Origin of the sequence: Jidongwangia harbinensis (genome assembly GCF_020216025.1) — a bacterium.
GTDB classification, from domain to species: Bacteria; Actinomycetota; Actinomycetes; order Mycobacteriales; family Micromonosporaceae; genus Actinoplanes; species Actinoplanes harbinensis.
This window is the reverse complement of record NZ_JAIWNC010000012.1, coordinates 123,243-148,127: the sequence shown is the minus strand read 5'-3', so window position 1 is coordinate 148,127 and position 24,885 is coordinate 123,243. Positions and strand designations below refer to the sequence as shown.

28 protein-coding genes are annotated in these 24,885 nt (G+C 73.3%); 9 read left to right on the top strand and 19 right to left on the bottom strand.

Annotation, left to right across the window (positions count from 1 at the left end; all coding sequences use genetic code 11):
- Window position 1: 1 nt before the first annotated feature.
- Window positions 2–1,105, top strand: coding sequence for a protein-L-isoaspartate O-methyltransferase family protein (locus LDL48_RS18190; RefSeq protein WP_225256339.1), 1,104 nt, complete (start codon window positions 2–4; stop codon window positions 1,103–1,105).
- A 133-nt stretch (window positions 1,106–1,238) separates the two neighbouring features.
- Here LDL48_RS18190 and LDL48_RS18185 read toward each other — a convergent pair whose 3' ends face one another.
- Window positions 1,239–1,898 (bottom strand): response regulator, encoded by a 660-nt coding sequence (locus LDL48_RS18185; protein ID WP_225256338.1) that lies wholly within the window; start codon window positions 1,896–1,898, stop codon window positions 1,239–1,241.
- Complete coding sequence (locus LDL48_RS18180) at window positions 1,886–3,184, bottom strand: sensor histidine kinase (protein ID WP_225256337.1); 1,299 nt, start codon at window positions 3,182–3,184, stop codon at window positions 1,886–1,888. The genes LDL48_RS18185 and LDL48_RS18180 overlap by 13 nt, the downstream gene beginning before the upstream one ends.
- 83 nt (window positions 3,185–3,267) lie before the next feature.
- On the opposite strand from LDL48_RS18180, the gene LDL48_RS18175 reads away from it, so the two are divergent.
- Complete coding sequence (locus LDL48_RS18175; RefSeq protein WP_225256336.1) at window positions 3,268–3,804, top strand: DUF6817 domain-containing protein; 537 nt, start codon at window positions 3,268–3,270, stop codon at window positions 3,802–3,804.
- 3 nt (window positions 3,805–3,807) lie between these two features.
- Here the strand turns inward: LDL48_RS18175 and LDL48_RS18170 are convergent, their stop codons facing one another.
- Window positions 3,808–5,385 carry a phospholipase D family protein gene (locus tag LDL48_RS18170; RefSeq protein ID WP_225256335.1) on the bottom strand — a complete coding sequence of 526 codons (1,578 nt, stop codon included), beginning with the start codon at window positions 5,383–5,385 and terminating at the stop codon, window positions 3,808–3,810.
- A gap of 106 nt (window positions 5,386–5,491) precedes the next feature.
- Here LDL48_RS18170 and LDL48_RS43535 point away from each other — a divergent pair, with 106 nt between their 5' ends.
- A complete protein-coding gene (locus LDL48_RS43535) occupies window positions 5,492–5,620 on the top strand; it encodes a hypothetical protein (protein ID WP_255628399.1) in 129 nt (42 codons plus the stop codon).
- 157 nt (window positions 5,621–5,777) lie between these two features.
- Here LDL48_RS43535 and LDL48_RS18165 read toward each other — a convergent pair whose 3' ends face one another.
- From LDL48_RS18165 to LDL48_RS18125, 9 genes are all read right to left on the bottom strand, one after another.
- A complete protein-coding gene (locus LDL48_RS18165) occupies window positions 5,778–6,695 on the bottom strand; it encodes an NAD-dependent epimerase/dehydratase family protein (protein WP_225256334.1) in 918 nt (305 codons plus the stop codon).
- 1 nt (window position 6,696) lies between these two features.
- Window positions 6,697–7,668: a pirin family protein gene (locus LDL48_RS18160; RefSeq protein WP_225256333.1), complete on the bottom strand. Its 972-nt coding sequence runs from the start codon at window positions 7,666–7,668 to the stop codon at window positions 6,697–6,699.
- 3 nt (window positions 7,669–7,671) lie between these two features.
- Window positions 7,672–8,112 carry a MarR family winged helix-turn-helix transcriptional regulator gene (locus LDL48_RS18155; RefSeq protein WP_225256332.1) on the bottom strand — a complete coding sequence of 147 codons (441 nt, stop codon included), beginning with the start codon at window positions 8,110–8,112 and terminating at the stop codon, window positions 7,672–7,674.
- Window positions 8,113–8,291: 179 nt separating this feature from the next.
- Window positions 8,292–8,723 carry a hypothetical protein gene (locus LDL48_RS18150; RefSeq protein WP_225256331.1) on the bottom strand — a complete coding sequence of 144 codons (432 nt, stop codon included), beginning with the start codon at window positions 8,721–8,723 and terminating at the stop codon, window positions 8,292–8,294.
- A gap of 82 nt (window positions 8,724–8,805) precedes the next feature.
- Complete coding sequence (locus LDL48_RS18145; RefSeq protein WP_225256330.1) at window positions 8,806–9,420, bottom strand: Clp protease N-terminal domain-containing protein; 615 nt, start codon at window positions 9,418–9,420, stop codon at window positions 8,806–8,808.
- Between the two features lies 1 nt (window position 9,421).
- Entirely contained in the window at window positions 9,422–9,658 is a 237-nt protein-coding gene (locus LDL48_RS18140) for a helix-turn-helix domain-containing protein (protein WP_225256329.1), read from the bottom strand.
- A gap of 108 nt (window positions 9,659–9,766) precedes the next feature.
- The gene (locus LDL48_RS18135; RefSeq protein WP_225256328.1) at window positions 9,767–9,982 is read right to left on the bottom strand and encodes a DUF3072 domain-containing protein; all 216 of its coding nucleotides are present in this window, start codon (window positions 9,980–9,982) and stop codon (window positions 9,767–9,769) included.
- Window positions 9,983–10,025: 43 nt separating this feature from the next.
- Window positions 10,026–10,787, bottom strand: coding sequence for a VOC family protein (locus LDL48_RS18130; protein ID WP_225256327.1), 762 nt, complete (start codon window positions 10,785–10,787; stop codon window positions 10,026–10,028).
- 100 nt (window positions 10,788–10,887) lie between these two features.
- Window positions 10,888–12,153: a cation:proton antiporter gene (locus tag LDL48_RS18125; RefSeq protein ID WP_225256326.1), complete on the bottom strand. Its 1,266-nt coding sequence runs from the start codon at window positions 12,151–12,153 to the stop codon at window positions 10,888–10,890.
- Between the two features lie 94 nt (window positions 12,154–12,247).
- Here LDL48_RS18125 and LDL48_RS18120 point away from each other — a divergent pair, with 94 nt between their 5' ends.
- On the top strand, window positions 12,248–13,057 hold the full coding sequence (locus LDL48_RS18120; RefSeq protein ID WP_225256325.1) for an SDR family oxidoreductase: 810 nt from the start codon (window positions 12,248–12,250) through the stop codon (window positions 13,055–13,057).
- Window positions 13,058–13,079: 22 nt separating this feature from the next.
- Here the strand turns inward: LDL48_RS18120 and LDL48_RS18115 are convergent, their stop codons facing one another.
- Entirely contained in the window at window positions 13,080–15,233 is a 2,154-nt protein-coding gene (locus LDL48_RS18115) for an ATP-binding SpoIIE family protein phosphatase (RefSeq protein ID WP_225256324.1), read from the bottom strand.
- 311 nt (window positions 15,234–15,544) lie between these two features.
- Between LDL48_RS18115 and LDL48_RS18110 the strand changes: the two genes are divergently transcribed.
- Window positions 15,545–17,053 carry a mechanosensitive ion channel family protein gene (locus LDL48_RS18110; protein WP_225256323.1) on the top strand — a complete coding sequence of 503 codons (1,509 nt, stop codon included), beginning with the start codon at window positions 15,545–15,547 and terminating at the stop codon, window positions 17,051–17,053.
- A gap of 942 nt (window positions 17,054–17,995) precedes the next feature.
- Here the strand turns inward: LDL48_RS18110 and LDL48_RS18105 are convergent.
- The gene (locus LDL48_RS18105; RefSeq protein WP_225256322.1) at window positions 17,996–18,346 is read right to left on the bottom strand and encodes a DUF6401 family natural product biosynthesis protein; all 351 of its coding nucleotides are present in this window, start codon (window positions 18,344–18,346) and stop codon (window positions 17,996–17,998) included.
- 121 nt (window positions 18,347–18,467) lie between these two features.
- Between LDL48_RS18105 and LDL48_RS18100 the strand changes: the two genes are divergently transcribed.
- Window positions 18,468–18,899, top strand: coding sequence for a hypothetical protein (locus LDL48_RS18100; protein WP_225256321.1), 432 nt, complete (start codon window positions 18,468–18,470; stop codon window positions 18,897–18,899).
- A 3-nt stretch (window positions 18,900–18,902) separates the two neighbouring features.
- Here LDL48_RS18100 and LDL48_RS18095 read toward each other — a convergent pair whose 3' ends face one another.
- Window positions 18,903–19,109 carry a hypothetical protein gene (locus LDL48_RS18095; protein WP_225256320.1) on the bottom strand — a complete coding sequence of 69 codons (207 nt, stop codon included), beginning with the start codon at window positions 19,107–19,109 and terminating at the stop codon, window positions 18,903–18,905.
- Window positions 19,110–19,230: 121 nt separating this feature from the next.
- On the opposite strand from LDL48_RS18095, the gene LDL48_RS18090 reads away from it, so the two are divergent.
- Window positions 19,231–19,935 carry a toast rack family protein gene (locus LDL48_RS18090; RefSeq protein ID WP_225256319.1) on the top strand — a complete coding sequence of 235 codons (705 nt, stop codon included), beginning with the start codon at window positions 19,231–19,233 and terminating at the stop codon, window positions 19,933–19,935.
- A gap of 129 nt (window positions 19,936–20,064) precedes the next feature.
- Here the strand turns inward: LDL48_RS18090 and LDL48_RS18085 are convergent, their stop codons facing one another.
- From LDL48_RS18085 to LDL48_RS18075, 3 genes are all read right to left on the bottom strand, one after another.
- On the bottom strand, window positions 20,065–20,298 hold the full coding sequence (locus LDL48_RS18085; protein WP_225256318.1) for a hypothetical protein: 234 nt from the start codon (window positions 20,296–20,298) through the stop codon (window positions 20,065–20,067).
- A gap of 69 nt (window positions 20,299–20,367) precedes the next feature.
- Entirely contained in the window at window positions 20,368–20,829 is a 462-nt protein-coding gene (locus LDL48_RS18080) for an SRPBCC family protein (RefSeq protein WP_225256317.1), read from the bottom strand.
- A gap of 49 nt (window positions 20,830–20,878) precedes the next feature.
- Window positions 20,879–21,898, bottom strand: coding sequence for a YihY/virulence factor BrkB family protein (locus tag LDL48_RS18075; protein WP_308016467.1), 1,020 nt, complete (start codon window positions 21,896–21,898; stop codon window positions 20,879–20,881).
- A gap of 56 nt (window positions 21,899–21,954) precedes the next feature.
- Between LDL48_RS18075 and LDL48_RS18070 the strand changes: the two genes are divergently transcribed.
- The gene (locus LDL48_RS18070) at window positions 21,955–23,544 is read left to right on the top strand and encodes a phytoene desaturase family protein (RefSeq protein ID WP_225256316.1); all 1,590 of its coding nucleotides are present in this window, start codon (window positions 21,955–21,957) and stop codon (window positions 23,542–23,544) included.
- A 107-nt stretch (window positions 23,545–23,651) separates the two neighbouring features.
- Here the strand turns inward: LDL48_RS18070 and LDL48_RS18065 are convergent, their stop codons facing one another.
- Window positions 23,652–23,993: a hypothetical protein gene (locus LDL48_RS18065; RefSeq protein WP_225256315.1), complete on the bottom strand. Its 342-nt coding sequence runs from the start codon at window positions 23,991–23,993 to the stop codon at window positions 23,652–23,654.
- A 669-nt stretch (window positions 23,994–24,662) separates the two neighbouring features.
- On the opposite strand from LDL48_RS18065, the gene LDL48_RS18060 reads away from it, so the two are divergent.
- Complete coding sequence (locus LDL48_RS18060; RefSeq protein WP_225256314.1) at window positions 24,663–24,875, top strand: hypothetical protein; 213 nt, start codon at window positions 24,663–24,665, stop codon at window positions 24,873–24,875.
- Window positions 24,876–24,885 lie beyond the last annotated feature (10 nt).

Here is a 24,885-nt window from a genome sequence, read left to right as displayed (position 1 = left end):
CATGGGCGACCTCCGGCAGGGCTACGTCGAGCAGATCCGGCGCGACGGCGCGACGGTGTCCGAGGCGCTCGCCGGCGCGTTCGCCACGGTGCCCCGGGAGGCGTTCGTCGCGGACGGGTTCCAGCGTCGCGACGGCACCTGGGTGGTGCCCGGCGACCCGGACTTCCTGCCCACCGTCTACACCGACGAGGTGCTGGTCACCAAGGTCGACGGCCGGATCCCGGTGAGCTCCTCCAGCCAGCCGTCGCTGATGGCGATCATGCTGGAGTCGCTGGACGTCCGGCCCGGCGCGCGGGTCCTGGAGATCGGCGCGGGCACCGGCTACAACGCCGCGCTGCTGGCCTCGCTGGGCGCGGTGGTGACGAGCGTGGACGTGCAGGAGGACGTGGCCGACCGGGCGCGGGCGGCGCTGGCCCGGACCGGGATCAGCGGGGTACGCGTGGTGCACGGCGACGGCTACGCGGGCGCGCCCGGGTACCGCTTCGACCGGGTGGTGGTCACGGTCGGTGTGGCCGGGCTGTCCCCGCACTGGCTGGCCCAGCTGGAGCCGGACGGCCTGGCGGTGGTCCCGGTCGAGCACGCCGGCACCCATCCGGTGCTGGCCGCCCGCGGCCCGGCGGACGGCCCGGTCACCGCCCGGGTGATCTGTCCCTCCGGTTTCATGAGCGCGGCCGGCCCGCTGACCGCCGCGCACCCGCACACCCATCCGGCGCCGGCCACCGCCGGGACGCTGCCCGGCTTCACCCCGGTCGCCCGGCCGCGGTGGAAGCGCCCGCTGGACGCCCTGGCCTACCGCGACCTGTGGTATGCGGCCGGTGTCTGGCACCGCCGGGCCACGCACGCCGCCGTGCCGGGATCCGAGCACAGCTGCCTCGCGCTGCTCGACGCCGACCGCACCGGCGGTGCCGCGATCCTGCCGGACGGCTCGGTGCTGGCCGGCGGACCGTCCGCGGACCGGTTCGCCGCCGACGCCGCGGACCTGCTGGACCGGTGGATCGCGGCCGGCCGGCCGGCCATGCAGTCCTGGACCATCGACATGGACCTGGCCGGGCAGGACGACGCACCGATCTGGGCGCCGGCCCGGTGGACGCTCGACCCCCGCTGAGCCCACCCGCGGCGGAAAACCCATGCAAGTTCTTTAGCTGAGCCCACCCGCGGCGGAAAACCCATGCAAGTTCTTTAGCTGAGCCCACCCGCGGCGGAAAACCCATGCAAGTTCTTTACATAAGCCCCGGCCGTCACGCGGTGGCCCGCAGGTACGCCAGCACGGCCAGCACCCGGCGGTTGGTGTCCTCGGTGGGCGGCAGGTCGAGCTTCGCCAGGATGTTGCCGACGTGCTTGCCGACCGCGGCCTCCGTGACGAACAGCGCCGCGGCGATCGCCGAGTTGGACCGGCCCTCCGCCACCAGCGTGAGGACCTGGCGTTCCCGGGCGGACAGCGGGTCCAGCGGGTCACCGGACCGGCGCAGCAGCCGGCGTACCACCTCGGGGTCCAGCACGGTGCCGCCGGCCCGTACCGCCCGCAGCGCCGCGACGAACTCCGCCACGTCCGCGACCCGGTCCTTGAGCAGGTAGCCCACGCCGCGGCCGGCGCCGGTGGCGAGCAGCGCGTCGGCGTACTCCGGTTGCACGTACTGGCTCAGCACCACCACCGGCCGGTCCGGACGCGCCGTGCGCACCGCCACCGCGGCCCGCAGCCCCTCGTCGGTCCAGGCCGGCGGCATCCGGATGTCGGTGACCACCAGGTCGGGGTCGTGCGCGTCGACCGCGGCGAGCAACGCCCCGGCGTCACCGACCGCCGCCACCACGGTGCAGCCGAACCGGGCCAGCACCCCGGTCAGGCCCTCGCGCAGCAGCACGCCGTCCTCGGCCAGCACCACCCGGGTCAGCTCCGGCACGGCAGCTCCACCCGGACCAGCGTGCCCCCGCCCGCCGGGGTGGCCAGCAGCAGCCGCCCGCCGACCGCCGCCACCCGGTCCGCCAGCCCGGTCAGCCCGGTGCCCGCCGCCGGGTCCGCGCCGCCCCGGCCGTCGTCGGCGACCTGCAGCGTCAGGAGGTCGCCGGTCCACTCCACCCGTACCTCGGCGCGGGACGCGCCGGCGTGCTTGGCCACGTTGCCCAGCGCCTCCGAGGCGACGTAGTACGCGGTCGCCTCGACGAGTTCCGGTGGCCGGCTGACCGTCTGCGGGCCCACCACGGTCACCGGCACCGGCGACTGGGCGGCCAGTTCGCGCAGAGCCGGCAGCAGGCCGACGTCGGCCAGGATCTGCGGGCGGATGCCGTGCACCAGGTCGCGCAGCACCACCATCAGCTCCTTCGCCTGGGTGTGCGCCCGGGTCAGCGGCTCGGCCGCGGGGGAGTCCGCCGGCAGGTCCACCCGGGCCATCCCGAGGTGCAGGGTGAGGCTGGTGAGCCGGTGCTGGGCGCCGTCGTGCAGGTCCCGCTCGATGCGCCGGCGTTCCGTCTCGAACGCGTCCACCAGCCGGGCCCGCGACCGGGTCACCTCCCGCACGTCGGTGCCGTACCCGTCGCCCAGCAGCGCGTGCGCGACGGCGCGCTGGCCGGCCGCGGTCAGCCCGGCCAGGTAGGCGAGCGGCGCGAGCAGGAGCAGCCCCAGCAGCGCGACCGGTACGGACTCGACGACGCCGGTGATCTCGACCGGGCCCAGTTGGAACCGGGCCGCGCCGATCGCGGCGAACAGCGGGCTGCCGAGGAACCCGGCGACCAGCAGCGCGGCCAGGCCCAGCACGCCGTACCAGGCCGGCACCGCCACCGCCAGGAACAACCCGTACAGCACCTCCCGCCAGGTGGCCGCCTCGGCGTAGCGCAGCCGCAGCCAGGCGATCGGGTCGGCGGGGGCGGGCAGGTGTGCGGTGGCCGGCGGCCGGTCGCCCAGGAACTCCAGGCGGCGGCGTTCCAGCGCGGCCAGCGGCACCGCGACGAGCGGCCCGAAGCCGATCAGCAGGGCCGCCCCGACCGCCATCAGCACCAGCACCGGCGGATCCGGGAACCGGCCGGCGCGCACGTCGGTGGCGGCGACCAGCCACGGCAGTCCGAGCGGCCAGACCACGGCCGCGAACGGCGCCGCGACCACCGCCGTGGTGAGCAGGTATCCGAGGCTGCGCCACGGCCACCCCGAGATCAGGAAGCGGCGCCGGCGCAGCGCGGAGGCGAGATTCGACATGCCCGGAACGGTGCCAGCGTCCGGGCCGGCCGGACAGCCGTCGAGGTGTAGTCCTCGGGTGGGCCTGGCACTACCTTTTTCCCATGACGACCACCACGGTGCGGGCCGCCCGCGAGTGGCTGCGCGAGCGCGGCGCGGAACGGATCGGGCACGCCGGCGGCAGCCTCCTCGACCATCTCGGCCGGGTGCACGACCGGATGGCGGCGCTCGGCCTGGACCCGGACGTGCGGCTGGCCGGGCTCACCCACGCCGCGTACGGGACCGACGGCTTCGGAGTCACGCTGCTCGACCCGGCCGACCGGGCGGTGCTGCGCGCGCTGATCGGCACCGACGCCGAGGAACACGTCTACCGGTACGGCGGCTGCGACCGCGGCCGGACCTGGCGGGCGCTGGGCGGTACCGGCCTGGTGCGCAGCCGCTTCACCGGCCACATCGAGTCGCCCGCCGCCCCGGCCCTGCGCGCCTTCGCCGACCTGTGCATCGTCAACGAACTGGACGTGATGACGCACGACCCGGTGCTGCGGGCGAAGCACGCCGGCCACCTCCGCGGCCTGTTCGCCGGCTGGGCGGCACTGGCGTCGCCCAGCGTGACCGCGGAGGCCCGGCGGGTGCTGGGCTGAGCGTCACCAGGTGCCCGCGCGGCGGGCCCGCCACGGCCGGCCGTCCGGGTCGTAGATCAGCCGGTACGCCGGGACCGCCCAGAGCCGCTGGTACCACGGCAGCGGCTCGGTCTCGTGTGGCACCAGCCGCCCCGGCGGGCGGGGACCGGTGCGGCCGCCCGCGTGCCAGTCCCGCAGCGCGTCCGCGGAGGCGCTGACCGTGCGTACCGCGGTCTCCGGGTCCACCAGGTCCGCGTCGTCGGTGTGGTCCAGGTGCTCGCGCATCAACTCCAGCCGCAGGTCACGGGCGAAGCGGCGGGCGCCGTCGCCGAGCCCGGCCGGATCGGCCGGCGCCCGCTCGTCGCGGGTGTCGTCGAGCACCGCGGAGGACAGTTCGCTGTCGTGGGTCCAGGACCGCCGGTTGAAGTTGTCGCTGCCCACGCTCACCCACACGTCGTCGACGACACAGACCTTCGCGTGTACGTACACCGGCGTGCCCGCGTGGTTCTCCACGTCGAAGACGTGCACCCGCTCCGGTGCCGCCCGCCGGCACAGGCTGATCGCCTCCTCCCGCCCCACCTGGTTCGGCGGCAGCGCGAACCGGCCGTCCACGTCCGGGTACCGCGGCACCACCGCGATCAGGTGCAGCTCCGGGTTGGCCCGCAGGGCGTCCGCGAACAGCTGCGCCACCTCCGACGACCAGAGGTACTGATCCTCCAGGTAGATCAGCCGCCGGGCGCGCTTGATCGCCTTGGTGTAGCCGCGCGCCACGGTCTGCTCACCGAGCGGCGCGAAGCCGTAGCGTGGCCGCATCGCCGGATAGGTCCGCAGCACCTGGATGTGGTGCGGCCCGCACGGCGGCGGGTCCGGCGGCTGCGGCGGCAACCGGTCCGCGTGCATGTCGGCGTGCCGCAGCTTGTCCTGCACCGTGGAGATCGGGCCGTGCTGGTCCAGCGGGGTAGGATCGCACCAGCGTTCCCGGAACGTCAGGTCCAGCGCGCCGACCACCGGCCCGCGCAACGCCAGCTGCACGTCGTGCCAGGGCGGGTGCGGACCGTACGCCTTCGCCATGGTCACCGGCTGCCGGTCGCCGTGATGGTCGGCGTCGTCCCGCCGGCTGTGACACAGGTCGATGCCCCCGGCGAACGCGATGTCCCGCTCCGGGTCGTTCGGGCGCCGCAGGATCACCAGCTTCTGGTGGTGTGAACCGCCGCGCCGGACCCGCTGATCGAGCAGCACCTCACCGCCGGCCGCCCGGACGTCGTCGCCGAGCGTGCGGTTCTCCTCCTCGCTGTACTGCAACTTGTCGACGTGCGAACGCCACAGCAGGCCCTTGACCACGACCCCGCGCTTGGCGGCCGCGGCGAAGAGTTCCGCGACGGTCGGCCCGTCGTCCCGCATCTTCTCGTCCGGGTCGCCCCGCCAGTCGGTGAAGAAGAGGTGGTCGCCTTCACCCAGGCTTTCCACTTCCGACACCAGGCGGTCGAAATACGTTCTACCGTGAATCAGAGGTTCGGCCGTGTTTCCCGCGGACCACGTGGGTATGGAGGAGTCCGGGTTGCCACGCTCCTCCGCGGTGAGGAACCAGTCCTGCAGCGGCACGGGCAGCCCCTTCGAGGTCGACGACGCCCTCACGGTATGCCCCACCAGGCCTCACCGCACCCCCAAGACGTTCGCGCTGCCGCGCCCGGCCCCTCCCGGAGGAACGATGACCACCGAGCCGCTGACCCCGACGACCGCCACCACCGATGCCGTCGAGGCCTCCGAGCGCGGGCTGCTCATCGCCGTCCTGCTGATGGTGATTCTGGGAGCGGCCGCCATGCTCCTCATGGCCTAACGGCTCCGGCGTCACCGTCGGCTCCCGCTGGGTGAGACCCGATTGGGGTCGAGAGTCCCTTCGGGCGTCTCGTCGCGGCGATGTCGACGCGGAGCCGCGCCGCCCCCGCGGGCAGTCCCGTTCGCCTCCCGCGCAGCGCCCGAAATATCAGGGCATGTCAGCGAGCCGCACCCAGCAGGCGCGCCTCGTCGGCCTCGGTGAAGCCCCGGGACAACGGTGGCCGCCCCCGGTCGGTATCCCAGGCCAGCACATCGGTCACGGTCACCTCGAGCGGCGTGACCGGCAGACCCGCCGCCCGGGCCGGGCCGGGGTCGCGCCGCTGGGTGTGCCACGCCGGCTCCGGCTTCACCAGGGGAAACGGCTGCGGTGCCGAGTCCAGGGGGACGGGCACCAGCTCGACGGTGGTGCCGGCGGCGGTGGCGCAGAGGTGGATCAGCGCGCCGAGGGACGTGGTGGGACCGACGGCGGTGAACGCGCCGGGACGGTTGTCGAGCAGCAGGTGTACCACGAGGATGGCGAGGTCGCGGGCGTCGACCACCTGCACGGGCTGGTCCGGCCGGCCGGGTACGGCGATCGGGCCGCCGCGGGCCGCGCGCCGCACCCAGTAGGTGAGCCCGTCCTGGTTGTCATGCGGGCCGGCCACCTTGCCGGGGCGGACGATGGTGGCGCGGTCGCCGTACCGGGCCAGTATGTCGTCCTCGCACGCCACCTTCGCCGGGCCGTAGGTCGCGTCGGTGAGCGGGAGAACGGCGTCGCGTCGCAGCGCGCGCCGGGCGGTGGAGCCGCCGTCGAACACGGCGTGACTGGAGATGAAAAGGTACCGGCCGGCGTGCTCGCCCAGCGCGTCCATCGCCTCGCCGACGTGCCGGGGCAGGTAGCCGCTGACGTCGACCACGGCGTCCCAGGCACGCCCGGCCAGCGCGGTGTAGTCGCCGGTGTCCCGGTCTCCGGCCAGGTCCGTGGAGCCGGGGCCGGGGGAGCGGTGGAAGAGCGTCACCGCGGCACCGTCGGAGCGCAGCGCCGCGGCGATCGCCCGCCCCACGAAGCCGGTCCCGCCCAGGACGAGGACCCGCACGTCAGTCCGTGTGCGGTACGCGGCCGGCCGGGATCACCCCGAGGCGCCCCTTCTGGAAGTCCTCGAACGCCTGCATCAGTTCGGCGCGGGTGTTCATCACGAACGGACCGTAGTGCGCCACCGGCTCGCGGATCGGCTGCCCGCCGAGCACGAACAGTTCCAGGGCCGGCGTGTGCGCGTCCTGGGCCGGGTCGGCGGTGACCGTCAGCGCGTCCCCGGGACCGTGCACGGCGAGCTGGCCCTGGTGCAGCGGTCGCTGGTCGGTGCCGACCGTGCCGCGGCCGGCGAGGACGTACACCAGCGCGTTGTAGGCGGGCTGCCAGGGCAGGTCGAGCCGGGCTCCGGGCTGCAGCGTGACGTGGGCCAGGTTGATCGGGGTGTGGGTGGAGCCGGGGCCGTGGTGGCCGGCGATCTCACCGGCGATGACCCGGATCAGGGCGCCGCCGTCCGGCGTGGTGAGCAGCGCCGCCTCGCGGCCGCGGAGGTCCTGGTACTTCGGCGCGATCATCTTCGCCGCCCGGGGCAGGTTGACCCAGAGCTGCAGTCCGTGGAACAGCCCGCCGCTGGTGACCAGCCGCTCCGGCGGCGCCTCGATGTGCAGGATGCCGCCGCCGGCGGTCATCCACTGGGTGTCGCCGTCGGTGATGGTGCCACCGCCGCCCATCGAGTCCTGGTGGTCCATCACCCCGTCGATCATGTAGGTGACGGTCTCGAAGCCGCGATGCGGGTGCCACGGCGTGCCCTTCGGTTCGCCGGGGGCGTAGTCCACCTCGCCCATCTGGTCCAGGTGGATGAACGGGTCCAGCTCGGTCACGGGTACGCCGGCGAACGCCCGGCGCACCGGGAAGCCCTCGCCCTCGTAGCCGCTCGGCGCGGTGGTGAGCCGGCGGACCGGGCGGTACGCCGTGGTGGCCTGGTCGAGGCGGGGGAGCCGGGGCAGGACCAGGACGTCGTCTACGGTGATCGCGGGCATGGTTCAGGCCTCCCTGATTCGCGCGAACACCCGGCCGATGACGGCGAGTTCGTCGTCGTCCAGGTGGTCGATGAAGCTGTCCCGTACGGTCTTGAGGTGCAGCGGCGCCGCGGCCACGAGCGCGTCCATGCCGGCGTCGGTGAGCACGGCCTCCTGGCCGCGGCCGTCGTCCGGGCACGCCTGCTTGAGGACCAGGCCGCGTTTGACCATGGAGCCGATCTGGTACGTCAGCCGGCTCGGCGAGAAGACCAGGCGACTGGCCAGCTCGCCCATCCGGGCGCGGTGTCCGGGCGACTCGGAGAGCACTACCATGACGTGGTAGTCGGACATGCTCAATCCGGTGGCGGCGCGCAGTTCGTCCTCAAGCCGGGTGTGCAGCGCCCAGCTACTCTCGACGAAGGCTCGCCAAGATACCTGTTGCTTCTCGGTCAATGGTTCGGCCACGTACCAGACAATAACTGTTTCAAATCTTAAATACTAGGGTTCTCGCACACGGATACGTGATCCGTGCCCGGTCCCGGCCCGCGGGACGCCGCACCGGCGCGGCCGGCGAGCCGCGCCATCGGGCCCGGCCCCGCCCGGCCGGCGGCGCCGATGCGCCACCGGGACCGGCGGTCATCGGCTCAGGAACGGGCGTCCCGGTAGTAGATCCGCAGCTCGTGCCCGCCGCCCGGTACCGGCTGCCAGCTCACGTCGGTGACCGTGAGCACCGGCGTCCGGGCACCCAGCCAGACCGCGGCGGCACCGAACGCCTCGGCCGGGGTGATGCCGGGAAAGGACACCCGCCGTACCCAGCCGTCGGTGTCGTCGCCGGTGCCGCCGTCGACCTGCCCGGCCGCCACCGGCTCCGGGCCGGTGACCACCGCGGTGGGGCCGATCGGCGTGCCGTCCCGCACGCCCTGGACGAACCAGTCGTTGATCGTCTCGTCGTGTTCCACGGTCCAGCCGCTGATCGGCCCGACGTCCGCCGCGATCGCGTGCTTGGCGTTGTCGAGCGCCGCGTCCAGCGTGCTGACCTCCAGGTCGCCGCCGTTGTACTCCACTCGATAGGTCATGCGGTTCCTTCCGGGGTGCACCAGGGCTGCGCCGCAGCTGTACCCCGGTGGGCCCGGCGGGAATCCCGCCTCCGGGCCGGCGTCAGGCCGCCTGGTCCCGGAGCGCGCGGGTGGCGTCCGCCCGGAGCCGGTCGAAATCCACGCCGGCCGCGGCGAGGATCTGCGCCGCCAGGCCGTTCCCCTCGCGGAGCAGGCCCAGCAGGATGTGCTCCGGCGCGATGAAGTTGTGCTTCAGGCGGACAGCCTCGCGCAGCGACAACTCCAGGACCTTCTTCGCCCGCGGCGAGAACGGGGTGTGCCCGCCGCCGTAGAGCCGGCCGAACAGGCCACGCCGTTTCCGCGGCACGTCCCGGGGCAGCCGCAGCGCACCGGGGCCGAAGTTCTGCTCGATGGCTCGGCGGACCGCGTCCAGGTCGATGCCGATCGCCTTGAGTGCGGCCGCGTCCTCGGCGTCCGCGTCGGTGGGCGGCGGCCCGTCGCCCGGCGGGCCGGGGTCGACGCGGCGCATGATCTCGGCCCGGACGTACCGCTGGTCGACGCCGGAGTCGCGGAGCGCCAGGGCGATCGGGCCGGTGTGGTCGGCCAGCAGCGCGAGCAGGACGTGTTGCGTGCCGATCGGGGACTGCCCGAGCTCGCGGGCCTCGTGCTGTGCCCCGATCACGGCCTCCCGGGCCGCGTGGGTGAATCGCTCGAACATCTCAGCCCTCCCGTGGGTCCTGCATGGGCACGCGACCGGCGTGCTTCTTGTGTACGCCCTGGCGGGTCACCTCGAGTGCGTCGGCGATCTCCTGCCAGGACCAGCCCTTGCGGCGGGCGTTGGCCACCTGCAGCTGCTCGAGGCCCTCCAGCAGCCGGCGTAGCGCCACGACCGCCCGCAGGCCGACGCGGGGGTCGGCACTTCCGGCGGCGGCCGCCAGATCCGTTGCTTCGGTCATGACGTCAACCTACGTTGACACGCCCGGTGCTGTCAACCTTGGTTGACGTACCCGGGCATGCGAAAGGGCCGCCCCGCTCCGGGGCGGCCCTTTCGGTGCGAATGACGATCAGCGGCCGCGGCCGGTCTTCTCCTGCAGTTCGTCGATCATGCGTGACGCGTCCGCCTTGCTGAGGCCCTCGGGTACGTCCTCATGCGCTTCCCCGGCCAGGGTGTGCAGGTACGACTCCTGCGCTCCGGTGGCCGGCTCGTCGCCCGTGGTCCAGTCGTCCGGGTCCTTGATCGTGTTCGAGCCCGTGTCGTTCTCGACCGTGGGGTCGGCCATCACGCCCGCCCTTCCTCGCTGTGGTATTCGTACAGGCGTACCACTACCCCGGGAAGGTCAGTTCCATTCCGGTCAGCGCGTTCCACGACAGGGTGAGTTCGACCGGCCGGCTGGTCGGCGCCGCCACCGCGAACGGGGCGCCCCACGGGTCGAGCAGCTCGGCGTAGCTGCCGATGCCCATCTCGGTCGGGTCGACCAGCACCCGGGCACCGAGCTCCTCGGCCGCGGCCACCGCGGCGGTGCAGTCGGCCACCTCGAACGCGCAGCGCCACCGCCCGGTACGGCCACCGGAGGCGAGGCCCGCCACCGCGTCGTGCGCCGGGTTGAGCCACTCCGTGCCGTCGCGCAGCAGCCACCCGAGCGCCCGCCCGTAGAAGTCGGCCGCCGCGACCGGGTTGTCGGTGAGCAGCTCGGGCCAGGCCATGGTGCCGGGCTCGCCGGCCACCTGGGCGCCGGTGAAGCCGGCCGCCTGCCAGAGCCCGAGCGTGGCACCGGACGGGTCGGCCACGATCGCACCCTGACCGCCGTGGCCGGCCACCGGGCCGCTCAGGCACCGGCCGCCGGAGGTGGCGAACCGCTGCACCGCCGCGCCGAGGTCCGGCGTGGCCAGATAGGTCAGCCAGCCGGCCGGGCGTCCCGGCCGGGTACGGGTCAGGCCGGCCACCGCGCGCCCGCCGAGCCGGAAACGGTCACCGGCGGGTTCCCACCCGAACAGGGCGGCATAGAAGTCCTGCGCCCGGCCGGGTTCTGCGCTCGCCAGTTCGACCCAGCAGGGGGTCGCCGGCGCGAAGCCTCTGATCCGCATGTACTGCTCCATGGTGGACGTCGCCGATTGCCGATCACCTTACGTCACCAGATACGGTCCGCAACCATGTCGGGGTTCAATGTCGGAAATCTATTCTTACTCAGGCCGATTTGCTCACTGGCTGTGCTGATTCGGTGCGCTCATTGGCACGATCGAGGAGTCGCATGACCGGCGTGGCGGCTACTCCGTGCAACACCACAGACACCAGCACCACGAACCCGATGGTCGCCCACACCAGATCGGCGCCCGGGAACGGCGCGTGCGTGAGGGCGTACGAGAGGTAGTAGAACGACCCGATGCCACGGATTCCGAACGACGCGATCACCCAGTGTTCCGCGGTGTGCCCGGGGGCACCGCGCAGCGACACGAACCCGGACACCGGCCGGATCACGAAGATCAGGGCCAGCCCGGCCAGCGCCGCCGGCCAGGTCAGCGGCGCCAGCAGGCCGCCCACCACGGCGCCGCCGAACAACAGCAGCAAGAGGACGGTCAGCAGCCGCTCGGTCTGCTCGGCGAAGTCGTGCAGCACCTGGTGGAACTCGTGCGAGCGCTCGGCCGCCCGGATCGCCCGCGCGGCCACGAACACGGCCAGGAAGCCGTACCCGCCGATCACCTCCACCAGGCCATAGGCCAGGAACGTCGCGGCCAGCGCCAGGAAACCCTCGGAGTGCCGGGCTAGGCGCAGGGCCTCCTTCCGGGCCCGGAAGAAGAGCTTGCCCAGCAGCCGGCCGACGACCAGGCCGCCCACCACGCCCGCGGCGATCTTGTAGAGCACGTCCTGCCATGCCCACTCGCCGACCCAGCCCACGCCGGCGGTACCGGCCATCGCGATGGCCGCGTACACGAACGGGAACGCCAGCCCGTCGTTCAGCCCGGCCTCCGAGGTCAGCGCGAAACGCACCTCGTCCTCGGAGTCCTCGGCGTCGGTGGGCTCGCCCACCTGCACGTCCGACGCGAGCACCGGGTCGGTCGGCGCCAGCGCGGCGCCCAGCAGCATCGCGGTGGCCGGCACCAGGCCGGCCCACCACCAGCCCAGCAACGCCATGGCCGCGATGGTCACCGGCATGGCGATGGCGAGCAGGCGCCAGGTGGAGGTCCAGCCGCGCCGGGTCAGCGGCCGGTCGATCTTCAGGCCGGCGCCCATCAGCGCGACGATCACGCCGATCTCGGTGAGGTGCTCGGTCACCTTGGGATGGGCCAGCGGGTCGGCGTCGGGCAGGCCCAGCGGCAGCGCGAAGACCAGCATGCCGAGCGCCAGGAACGCGATCGGCATGGACAGCGGCCGGCGTTCCAGCAGCCGGGGCAGGATCCCGGCGAGCAACGCGCCGAGACCGATCACCGCGAAAACCACATCAGACGTCTGCACAGGTGGGGTCTGCCCAGCGTGCCGGCAAAACATGCCCCCGCGCGGCGGCCGGCCCCCGGTGATTGGGTACGGCGTGGGCGGGTACCGGGCGCACATGAGCGGGTACCGCACGGAATATCCCACGATCGCGATCGTCACCGGTTCCGAGTCGGGCATCGGCCGGGCCGTCGCGGTGGCGCTGGCCGGGCACGGGTACGACATCGGCGTCACCCGGCACCGCGACGACGCGCACGCCGAGGACACCGCCGCGGAGGTACGCCGGGCCGGCCGGCGCGCCGAGATCCGGGACCTCGACCTCACCCGCCTGCCCGAGGCGGCCGACGTGGTCGACGAGCTCGCGGACGCGCTGGGCGGCGTCGGCGTGCTGGTCAACTGCGCCGGCGTCGGCTTCGCCACCCCGGTGCTCGAGACCGGCTGGGCGGACTGGCGCCGGGTGCTCGCGGTCGACCTGGACGGTCCGTTCCTGTGCGCCCAGCGGGCCGCGCGGCGGATGGTGGCGGCCGGCCACGGTGGGCGGATCATCAACATCACCAGCGTGCACGAGACGCAGCCGCGGGTCGGCGCGGGCGCGTACTGCGCCGCCAAGGGCGGACTCGGCCTGCTCACCAAGGTGATGGCGCAGGAACTCGGTGCGTACGGCATCACCGTGAACGCGGTGGCCCCGGGCGAGATCGCCACGCCGATGACCGGGCAGGAGGACGTCGATCCGGCCACTCAGGACCGTCCCGGCGTGCCGCTCGGCCGGCCCGGCGACGCCCGTGAGGTGGCCGCGGTGGTCGCGTTCCTGGCCGGTCCGCACGCGTCGTACGTGACCGGCGCGTCCTGGCCGGTGGACGGCGGCATGCTGCTGATGGGCCCGCAGGGCGGCTCACACCTGACCGGGAACGGGTGGCGTCAGCCCTGAACCGGGCCGCCGTCGTGCGTGGTCACCGCGGCCGGGAGTCGCGCAGCAGCATCTCGAACCAGACCGTGGAGCCGCGCACCGTCGGGTCGGTGCCCCACGAGTCGCTCAGTTCCTCGATCAGGCCGAGACCACGGCCGCGGCTGCTCAGCGCGTCGGTGTGGGCCCGGGTGACGCTGCCCCGGGTGCCGGTGTCGGCCACCGAGACCAGCAGCCGTTCCGCGCTCAGGTCCACATGCACCTGTGCCGGTGTGCCCGCGTGCAGCAGGGCGTTCGTGGTCAGCTCGCTGGTGCACAGGACGGCGGCGCCGATCACCGTCTCCGGGACGCCCCACTCGCGCAGCCGGGTGGACATCCAGTGGCGTACCCGGCTGGGCCCGGTCGGCTCCGCGGCCACCTGCATGGTGGCCGAGCGGCTCATGGTCACCGCCCGCTCCACCGCGAGCACCGCCACGTCGTCGTCGGTCGGCCCGGCCACCGCCGCGGTGGCCAGCGCGCACAGGTTGCGCGGATCGCCACTGGACGCGCGGGCGGTCGCGGTGACCAGGTCGTCCAGGCCGTCGGCCAGGGTCCGGCCGCGGCGCTCCACCACCCCGTCGCTGAACATCAGGATCGAGTCGCCGGGCTCCAGGCGTACCTGACCGGTCTGCCACCGGCCGCCCAGCCCGAGCGGCGCACCCGGCGGCACCTTCACCAGCTCGGCCGTGGCCCGTTCCTCCGCCACGCCGGTGCGGCGCAGCACCGGCGGCGGGTGTCCCGCGCTGGCCAGCGTGATCGTGCCGTCGTCGGTGTCCAGCACGCCGTACACCACGGTCACGAAGATCTCGTTGTTGCGCGACTCCGCGCCCAGCGAGCCGACCAGCCGGTCCAGGCCGGCCAGCACGCTCGGCGGGGCCGGATCGGTCAGGGCGAGCGCGCGCAGGGCGGCCCGGACCTGGCCCATCACCGCGGCGGCCCGCACGTCGTGCCCGGCCACGTCGCCGAGCACCATGGCGAGCCGGCCGTCGGCCAGCTCGAACGCGTCGTAGAAGTCGCCGCCCGCGGCGTTGCCGTCGACACCCACGTCGTAGCGCGCCGCGATCCGGAAGGTGTCCAGCTCGGGCAGGTGCTCCGGGAGCATGCTGCGCTGCAGCAGCTGGGCGGTGCCGTGCTGCGCCTCGAACCGCCGGGCCCGCTCGGCGGCCTGCCCGACCAGTTCCGCGGCCGCGTTCAGCAGCGCCCGCTCGGCCGGCGGCCAGGCGTGCGCCGAGCGGTAGCCCATGGTCAGCGCGCCGCGCAGCGACGGCGGGCGCAGCGGCAACGCGGCCAGCGCCCGGATCCGCCGCTCGTGCCGGTCGGTGGCCACCTCGGCCAGCGGTGCGCCGTCCGCCTGGAAGCTGGACCGGCCGGACTCGGCCGCGACGGACAGCGGCGACTCGACGCCCGGCCGGGTGCGCTTCCAGACCGGGGGCAGGCGCTCGTCCGCCTCGTCCAGCATCTCGCCGCGGATCCGCCGCACGTACCGGTAGGCGGTGCCGTCGTCGACCGCGAACACGCAGTGGTCCACGTCGAAGGACGCCATCGCGTACGACAGCACCACCCGGGCCACGTCGTCGATGGTGAGCGCGCCGGCCAGCTGGGCGGTGAGCTCGCCGAGGCTCTGCAGCCGCCGGGTCACCTGGGTGGTCTCGGCGGCCACGGTGAGCACGCCGACCACGGTGCCGTGCCGGTCGCGCACCACGGAATGGCCGCGGGTGAAGAACGCCTGCTCGATCCGGCCGGCCGCGCCGCGGGCCACCGAGACCGGGGTCTCCGCCTCGAGGAACGACTGGCCGCTGCGGTACACGTCGGCGATCACCGGGCCGACACCGGGCGCCCGCCACAGGTCACCGAACACGTCGGCGGCCGGGCGGCCCATCGCCTCCGGGTGCCGGGGGCCGATCAGGTCCGCGTAGGCGTCGTTGTAGATCAGCACGTAGTCGTCGCCGTAGACCAGGGCCATCGGTACCGGGGACGCGAGCAGCACCTCGACCGTCCCGCGAACCACCGAGTCCCAGGTGTCGATGGCTCCGAGCGGGGTATCCTGCCAGGCGAACGAGCGGACCAGCGCTGCGCAACCGGGTGCGTCGCGGTCCGCCACGTCTGCCTGGCTGGGCAGCGCGGTCATCGCGGAAGTACCCCCGCCTCCCGTGCCGGCCATGGGAAGAGCGTATCCCTCCTCGTCCGTTTGGACGATGCCGCACTAGCCGACCGTCCGATTACTGACTGTACGACAGGCTCCGGCGGATCCGTACCCGGTGCCCGGATCACCCGCATCCGGTGACCGGCAACGATCTTTTCGATCGTTTCTGCGTGCCGCGCTGAGCTGCGCGGATACCCCCGTCCAGGGGTGAAGCGCGATGGGTACACGGCGCGGTGGATGACCGGTCCGCCTATCGTTCGGTGTGGGCCGGCGGTTCGTCGGCCGCGGGCCGGCGTCTCGTCGCCCGCAGACGGACGTGAGGAGTGCAGATGACCGGGGACGGCCTTGGCCAAGGGTTGAGCGACATGTGGCGGAGCGTGTTGCTGTTCCTGCCGGCGGCGCTCGCCTTCCTCGCGATTCTGATCATCGGGTACGTGCTGGCCCGCCTGGCCCGCACCGTGGTCGCGAAGTCCCTGCACCGGGTCGGCTTCGACCGTGCGGTGGACAAGGGCGCGGTCGGCCGGACCCTGCGCGGCAGCAACATCACCGCCAGTGACCTGTGCGCCAAGATCGCTTTCTACGCGGTGCTGCTGTTCGCGCTCCAACTGGCCTTCGGCATCTGGGGCCCGAACGCCGTCAGCGACCTGCTCACCTCGGTCATCGCCTGGCTGCCCCGCGCCTTCGTCGCGATCGTCATCATCGTGGTCGCCGCCGCCGTCGCCGGCGCCGCGCACGACCTGATCATCAGCGCCCTGGGCGGCCTCACCTACGGCCGGCTGCTGGCCCGGGCCGCGTCCATCCTGATCATCGCGCTCGGCGTGATCGCCGCGCTGGACCAGGTCCGGATCGCCACCGCGGTCACCCAGCCGGTCCTCATCGCGGTCCTGGCCACGGTCGCCGGCGTGATCATCGTGGGTGTCGGTGGCGGCCTGATCCGGCCCATGCAGCACCGCTGGGAGGCGTGGCTGGAGAAGGCCACCGCCGAGTCCGCGGTCATCCGGGAACAGGCCCGCGCGTACACCGAGGAGAAGGCCCGCGCGGCACAGGCGGCCGAGGCGGAGCGGAAGGCGGCGGAGGAGCGGCGGGCCCGCGAGGCGGAGGAGGCGCGCAAGGCCGAGGAGGAGCGCCGCGCCCGCGAGGCCGAGGAAGCGCGGAAGGCCGAGGAGGCCCGCCGGGCCGAGGAAGACCGCCGGGCCGAAGAGGCGCGCAAGGCCGAGGAGGAGCGCCAGGCGGCGGCCCGCAAAGCTGAGGAGGAGCGCCAGGAGGCGGCCCGCAAGGCCGACGAAGAGCGCCGGGAGGCGGCCCGCAAGGCGGAGGAGGAGCGCCAGGAGGCGGCCCGCAAGGCCGACGAAGAGCGCCAGGCCCGTGCCGCCGAGGCGGAGCGGAAGGCGGCCGCCGACCGGCAGGCGGAGGAGACCCGCCGGGCGGACGAGGCCCGGCAGGCCGCCGCGCGGGAGGCCGAGGCGGAGGCGGCCCGGCAGCGCGCGCTGGACGCGGCCGCGGCCGAGGAGACCCAGGTGATCTCCGTGGCCGAGGCCGAGCGCAGCCGCCGGCTCACCGATACGGCCGTGGACCTGCCGCTGGAGGACGAGCGACCGCACCTCATTCCCGGCTTCGACCGCGAGGACGACTTCGACACCGCCGAGGTGCGGATCGACGACGAGAGCGAGCGGACCCAGGTCGTGCCGACCGCCGACGCCGACGACACCCAGGTGGTGGTCCGGCAGGCGGACGAGACGCAGGTGCTGCCGCCGGCCGGAGCGACGGCCGCCGACGACACCATGACCCTGCCGGACGACGACACCGATCCGCCCAAGGCGCCCCGCAAGCGGCGCTGACGGCCGCTACGTCCAGCCCCGCGCGTCATTGCGGGAGCCGCGGGCCTATCGGGTCTGCTCCCACTACGGTCGCCTCGGCCTTGTCGCCCGTGCGCGGCTGAGGGTGGGGCACCGTCATCCCGTCCGGGTCGACCACAGCGTGCGCTTCGGTTGCCGGTAGATCTTGTGACGTTGAGGTCGGATATCGACCACAGCTGCACGACTTCGCCGCTTCCACCGGCGACGCAGCCCGATGTGTCCGTTTTCGGCTGTGGCGTGTGGCGTAGCGGTGCGCTGCGTGCCCGGAAATCACGCGGGGGTGTCGCGGGGGTGTGGTGTGTGGCGTAGCGGTGCGCTGCGTGCCCGGAAATCACGCGGGGGTGTCGCGGGGGTGTGGTGTGTGGCGTAGCGGTGCGCTGCGTGCCCGGAAGTCACGCAGGGGTGTCGCGGGGGTGTGGCGTGTGGCGTAGCGGCGCGCTGCGTGCCCGGAAACCACGCAGGGCGTCGCCCGACAGTGGTGTGGCGCAGTTGGCGCACCCGGAAGTCACGCAGGGGCGTCGCCGGGCGATACGGCGTGTGGAGTTGCGGCGCGCTGCGCATCTGGAGGTCACGCAGGGCGTGGCGGGGGTGTGGCGTGTGGTGCAGCGGCGAGCTGCGTGCCCGGAAGCCACGCGCGGGGCGTGGCGGGGGTGTGGCGTGTGGTGCAGCGGCGAGCTGCGTGCCCGGAAGCCACGCACGGGCGTGGCGGGGGTGCGGCGTGTGGAGTTGCGGCGCGCTGCGCGCCCGGAAGTCACGCAGGGGGTGTCGCCGGGCGGTGCGGCGTGTGACGTAGCGGCGCGCTGCGTGCCTGGGGACCACGGACGGGCGTCGCCCGGGTCGTGGCGGACAGACGGAGGGCCGGCCCGGTGAACCCGGACCGGCCCTGTGTGCAGGAAGAACAGCCTGTGGCGGACGACGAACAGATCAGGCGGACAGGCCGCGGGACAGGGCGCACACGGCCAGCAGCCGGTGCAGGACCCAGTCCGGGCGGGACCAGTCGATCTCGCCGGCCGGCGCGGTCCAGCCGTGCTTGAAGGCGGCGTCGCGCACCCCCTCGGCGTACGCGGCGAGGATCACCGCGGTGAGCGGCCGGGTGTCGCCGGAGAGGCTGTCCCGGATGCCGGCGGCGTGCTGGTCGATCGCGGCCAGCAGGGCCGGGTCGTGGGCACTGGCCGCGAAGCCGGTGCGGCCGACCGTGGCGGTCAGCTCGTCGAGGCAGGCGTGGGCGGAGCGCATTGCAGCGCGGGCGGCAGCGCCGCTGAACAGGCCATTCATGAGAAGAAACGTTAGGGAGGCCGGGGTAGCCAACGGTTCTCCCGACCGGTGCAGTCCGGTTGAAGTGCGGCCGGGCGGGAAAGGAGGAGCGGAGCTACGGAGCGGACGAGAGGCGACAACCATGGGGAACCCGGACGGGCCGGACGCGGCACACCGCCGGCCGGACGGGCTGGACGACGTCACGGTGGAGGCGCTGGGCAAGCTGAGCGAAGCGCTGGAGACCGTCGAGCGGGTACGCGGACACCTGTACTCGATGCACCAGCTCACCGGCACGGCCGACTTCATGCTGGACGAGGCGGTGTCGTTGTTCCGCAAGGCCGGGCACCAGGCGACGGCGGACCGGATCGAGCGCGACCTGATCGGCCGTAACGTGATCCCCGGCCACTGGACGTTCCAGATCGTGGAGGAGTACGACGACACCTACTACGCGGAGTTCCGTGACGTGGAGAAGGCCGCGCGGGACGAGCTGGCCGGCGGGCGGCGGCACCTGTACGAGGCGGAGCTCAAGGAGCGGCGCCGTACCCACGGCCGTGCCGGCCACGAGGCGCGTTGACTACTACTCCGCCTCCACTCCGGCGGGGCGGCGGCGGGCCGAGTCGTCGGCGATGATGACCGTCGCCACGAGAAGGGCCACCACGACGGCGAAGAGCCAGGAAGCGTCGTCGATGAGCTTGGCCGCCATCGGGGCCTGGAACGCGGCGAGGAGGAAGCCGAGCCAGGCGAAGCGGCGCTGACGCTCGGAGAGGAAACCGGCAGGTCGCATCCGGACAGTCTGGCCTGATAAGGGCGGATCGCCGTCACCCGTTCGGCCGATTCTGCGTTGTCCGATGGTGCCCTATGCGCTGAGTCGCCGCCGCTCAACCCTTCGCTCCGCGACGGCATCCGTGCTGGTCGCAACGCTCACCCTGACCGGCTGTACGCCCCGGAACACGCAGCGCCCGCCGGTACGGCCCGCCACCGGCCCGGCACCGTCCGCAACCGCGGCGGTGGAGCGGGTGCTGGCCGGCTCGTTGCACGGCCGGACCGGCGCCTATCTGGTGGTACGGGACGCCGCTTCCCGGGTCGAGGTGCGCCTGGCCGACCTGCCGGGCCTGCTGTACCGGGTCAGCACGCCCGCGGACTCCGGCCTGGCGCCGCGGGTCACCGGCGCACCGGGCCGGGTGCGGCTGGGGCTGCGGTCGACCGGCGCGGACGGGCCGGACATCGTGACCATCCTGCTGAACCGGGAGGTGCGCTGGGACATCCGGCTGCCGGCCGGCGCCGGTGAGCAGCGGCTGGACCTGGCCGAGGGCCGGGTGACCCGGGTCGACCTGGGCGCGTCCGGGCTGGTGGATCTGCGGTTGCCGGACCCGGCCGGTACGGTGCCGGTGACGTTCACCGGCGGTGTGGGCAGCGTGGAGATCGCCGGTCCGCCGGCCGCGCCGGTGCGGATCCGGTTGCGCGAGGGGGCCGGTGCGGTGGTCACGCCATGGACCGCGAACAACGGCACCCCCGCGGGGGCGGTGCTGGTGGCGCCGGGCTGGGGCGCCTCGTCGAACCGCTACACGGTCTACGCCCGCGCCGGCCTGGGCACCCTGACCCTCCGCTGACCCCGGCGCCACCCTCGCCCGGCCGGCCGGGGCACCCTCACCCTCAGCCGAACCCGGCGCCACGCTCGCCCGGCCGGCCGGGGCACCCTCACCCTCAGCCGAACCCGGCGCCACGCTCGCCCGGGAGGATCAGTGCGGGCCGGACCGGCCCGTCGTGCTGGGGCGGAACTCGCGGTCCGGGTCGGTCTGGCCGGCCTCGTCCGGAACCTGGGCGTCGTGGCCGAAGGCCTGTTCCGCGCCCGCGTCGTTGTCCGTGGGGTCGCCCTGGCCGTCCAGGTCCCAGCTGGCCATCGCCTTGCCCAGTTCGGAGACCGGGAGCTTCTCCTCGTCGCGCCACACGCCGTCGTCTGCTCGATCAGTCATGGTTCTGGCCTACCCACGAAACGGCCGCCGGAATCCCGGCGGCCGTCTCGATCAGATCGGTGCAGTGGATCACGGGTTCGGGCGGTCCACCTCGCCGCGCCAGGCGCCGGTCTCCATGCCGCGGCCCTCGATGTACTCCTTGAACCGCTTCATGTCGCCCTTGACCTGCCGGTCGAGGAAGCCCAGCTTGTCGCCGGCCTGCTCCACCACGCCGTCCGGCTCGAAGTCCATCTGGCAGGTGACGCGCGTGGTGCTCTCGTCGATCCGGTGGAACGTCACGACGCCGGCCTGCTTGCTGCCCTCGGTCGACGTCCAGGCCACCCGCTCGTCCGGAAGCTGCTCGGTGATCTTCGCGTCGAACTCACGCTTGACCCCGTCGATGCTCGTCTTCCAGTGCGTGGTGGTGGGGTCGAGTTGGCGGATCTCGGTGACGCCACTCATGAAGCGAGGGAACTCCTCGAACTGGGTCCACTGGTTGTACGCGGTGCGCACCGGCACCTTCACGTCCACGGACTCGGTCACGGTACTCACGGTGTAGTCCTCCTGTTGCGTTTGCCCGCCTCTACTCCACGGTCGATGACTATGGGGTGCCCGGGCGTCCGGTGGCTAAACCCGCCGCCGGCTGCCGCGGGGCCAGCGGCGCCGCCGGTTCCGGCTCCCCGGCCTGCCGCAGCCGGGCACGCTGGACCTGGGCGTTCACCTGCACGCCGAGCAGGACCGCGGTGTTGGACAGGTACAGCCAGACCAGGAACGCCATGATCGCGCCCAGGCTGCCGTAGGTGCGGTCGTAGGAGCCGAAGTTGGCCACGTACAGCCCGAAGAAGAAGGACACGACGGCCCACACGGTGAGCGCCACGGCGCCGCCGACGGTGAGCCAGCGGAACCGGGGCTGCTTGACGTTCGGCGCGATCCAGAACAGCAGCGACAGCAGCAGCGTGGCGATCGCCACGAGGGCCGGCCAGCGCCCGACCGAGTACACCGTGCGGGCGGTCTCGCCGGCGCCCACCGCGTTGCCGACCGCGTCCACCAGCGGACCGCTGATCACCAGGGCCGCCGCGGCGATCGCCATCAGCACCAGGGCGACCGCGGCCAGCAGGATCTCCAGCAGTTGCAGCCGCCACCAGGACCGGCCCTCGCGGACGCCGTAGATGGTGTTCGAGGCGCGGGTGAACGTCGACACGTACCCGGAAGCGCTCCAGACCGCGACCAGCAGACCGAGGCTGAGCAGCGCCTTCGCCGAGCCGTCCCGGACCAGCAGGGAGTCGATCACGCTGGTCAGGCTGGGGCTGCCGACGATCGAGCCGAGGCCCAGGTCACGCAGGATGCCGAGCACCGCGGACACCGCGGCCTGCCCGTCGGTGACCAGGTTGACCAGCGCGACCACCACCACCGCGGACGGGATGAGCGCGGTCACCACGCTGTAGGTCATGGCCGCCGCGTAGTCCGAGCAGCTGTCGTCCACATAACCGACGAGGCTGCGCCACAGCACGCCGCGCCACGCCGGCCAGCGGAGATGTCGCAGCCGGAGGGGCACTGGACGCGGCATCACGGCGTCGGCGATCATCTCGTCCTCGGTGTTGACGGTCGGCTCGATCGCCATGACGCTGTGCTACCCCGGTGGGGTTTGCACAAAACCCAGGAGGGTACGGCCTCGGCGTGGACGGTGCGGACGCGATTGTCATCGGGGCGGGACACAACGGGCTGGTCGCCGCGAACCTGCTGGCCGACGCGGGCTGGGACGTCGAGGTGCTCGAGGCGGCGCCGCAGCCCGGCGGTGCGGTGCGCTCCGGATACGTGACCGCACCCGGATACCTGAGCGACCTGTTCAGCTCGTTCTACCCGCTGGGTTACGCCTCGCCGGTGCTGAAGGGCCTCGGGCTCGGCGGGTACGGGCTGCAGTGGACCCACGCCCCCGACGTCCTCACCCACCTGCTGCCGGACGGCCGGGCCGCCACCGTCAACCGCGACCTGGAAACCACCATGGCGTCCATGGAGCAGTTCGCCGCCGGCGACGGCGAGCGGTGGAAGCACGCGTACGACGACTGGCGTGGCGTCTCGCAGCAGATGCTGGACACCCTGTTCACCCCGTTCCCGCCGGTCCGTAGCGGCCTCGGCCTGGTCCGCCGCCTGAAGGTGGGCGGGTCACTGCGGCTGGCCCGGCGGCTGGTGCTGTCGGTGCGCGAGATCGGTGCCGAACTGTTCGAGGGCGAGGGCGCGATGCTGGCGCTGGCCGGGTGCGCCCTGCACACCGACCTGTCGCCGGAGGAGGCGGGCGGCGGCGTGTACGGGTGGCTGCTCGCCATGCTGGGCCAGGAGTACGGCTGGCCGGTCCCGGTCGGCGGCGCCCAGAAGATCACCGACGCGCTGGTGGACCGGCTGACCGCCCGCGGCGGCCGGATCACCTACCGGGCGCCGGTGGAACGGGTGCTGGTCGCCCGCTCCCGCGCGGTCGGCGTGCGCACCGCCGACGGCCGCGACTGGCGCGCCCGCCGCGCGGTGCTGGCCGACGTACCGGCGCCCGCGTTGTACCTGAACCTGGTCGGCGAACGCTGGCTGCCGCCGCGGCTCGTCGAGGACCTGGAGTTCTTCCGCTGGGACGGCGCCACCGTCAAGGTCGACTGGGCGGTCAACGGCAAGATCCCGTGGAAGAACCCGGCCGCCGCTGGCGCCGGCACCGTGCACCTGGGCGCCGACCTGAACGGCCTGACCCGGTACTCGGCCCAACTGGCCACGAACGAGATGCCGGCCGACCCGTTCCTGCTGCTCGGCCAGATGACCACGGCCGACCCGACACATTCCCCGGAGGGCACCGAGTCGGTCTGGTCGTACACCCACCTGCCGCATCGCGCGCACTGGTCCGCCGACGACATCGCCCGGCACGTGGAACGGATGGAGGCGGTGCTGGAGCAGCACGCGCCCGGCTTCGGCCGCCTGGTGGTGGGCCGCAACGTCTACTCGCCGGCCGACATGGAACGCGAGAACCCCAGCCTGGTCGGCGGTGCGCTGGGCGGCGGCACCGCGGCCGCGTACCAGCAGCTCTTCCTGCGTCCGGTCCCCGGCCTGGGCCGGCCGGACACGCCGGTGGACCGGTTGTTCCTGGCCAGCGCGTCGGCGCACCCCGGCGGGGGAGTGCACGGCGCACCCGGGGCGAACGCGGCGCGGGCGGCCATGGTGCGGGACCGGGCGCTGAGCGGCGACCTGTACCAGGCGGTCATCGCCGCGGCGCACCGGTCCATCTACCGCTGAGCCCGGCCGCCGCGCTGCGACCGGGCCCGTCGGACGGCTACGGCCGGTTCGCCGCCGGACGGTCGAACGAGCCCGGCCGCCGCGCTGCGACCGGGCCCGTCGGACGGCTACGGCCGGTTCGCCGCCGGACGGTCGAACGCGGGGTCCCGGCCGTGGGCCGGATTGATCGGCCACTCCAGCCCGCGCGCCCGGCGGAACGCCGCCTCCCGGTCCCGGTGGACCGCGAGGCGCTGTTCCCGGCGGGCCACCACGGCGGTGCGCAACGCCGGCCAGAGCCGCAGCCGGCGCGAGTTGTCACAGGTGGCGAGCAGCCGGGCCAGGCTGTCCCGCTCCTCCGGCGGCACGAAGATCAGCACGATGAGCAGCGGCAGCACCGCCGCCGCGACCTCGGCGAACACGATGACCAGCAGGGTGCTCGCCACTGCGGCGAGCACGGTGAGTTCGGTCATGGATATCCCTCCACTCCGTCCGGTACGGACGGTCCAGCGGCGCGGCCCGGGACGAACGGGCGGCGCGGCACCAACGAGTAGGCAGGATGTGGCGGTCAGCGGCGACCGAGGGGAACCGCAGGGAACTTCCGATCCGCGCCGGTTCCGACCAGGACGGTGGTGGTGGCGACGGCCTGGGGGCTGCTGACGGGCAACGGCGCCCGCTTCCGGAACAGCCGCGCGGCGACCCGGGGCCGAGTCGGGCGACCGGGCGACATGCGGACGGTGCGCCCGGGCTCGCCGGTGAGGTGGGGAGGCGGGAGCATGGCGACCTCCAATCCGAGGCATCGCGCTGGATGTGCGATGCGGCCCGCAACCGGAGCACGTGCGGCTCGGCTGGGCCGTCCCTCGGATTCAGACTCGGTCACCCCGGCAACCAGCGCAACGAATAATTCGCCGGTTGCGAATAGCGCGTCCTTATGTCGCTGATCCGACAGCTTTCCTGGACACGGTGTCCGATGACCAGGCCGCTCGCTATCGGTAGATAACAACGGGCACCGTGCTTCTGATCATTCTCGTTTAGGGTGAGCAATGACGTGCGCGCGCGCCCACGTTGGGGTGAATAATTCACGCTCAGTGCAACTTCGTTTAGGGTGATTTGTCCGTTTCTAACGTCTTAGGAGTGTTGCCATGATGGAGACCGAAAGCTTGACCCTGGAACACGTCACCACCCTCTGCGGTGCCGGCACCTGTCCCACGGTCTACAAGACCAATCGCGGCACCCTGGTGGTACAGGGCTACGCCGTCACCGGCGATCAGGTCGGTGTCGATCTGCCCGACGGCGAATTGCTGGTGGAGATCCCCGTCGGGTTGATCGAGCAGGCGGCTCGGACGGTGTCGTAACCGGGCCAGG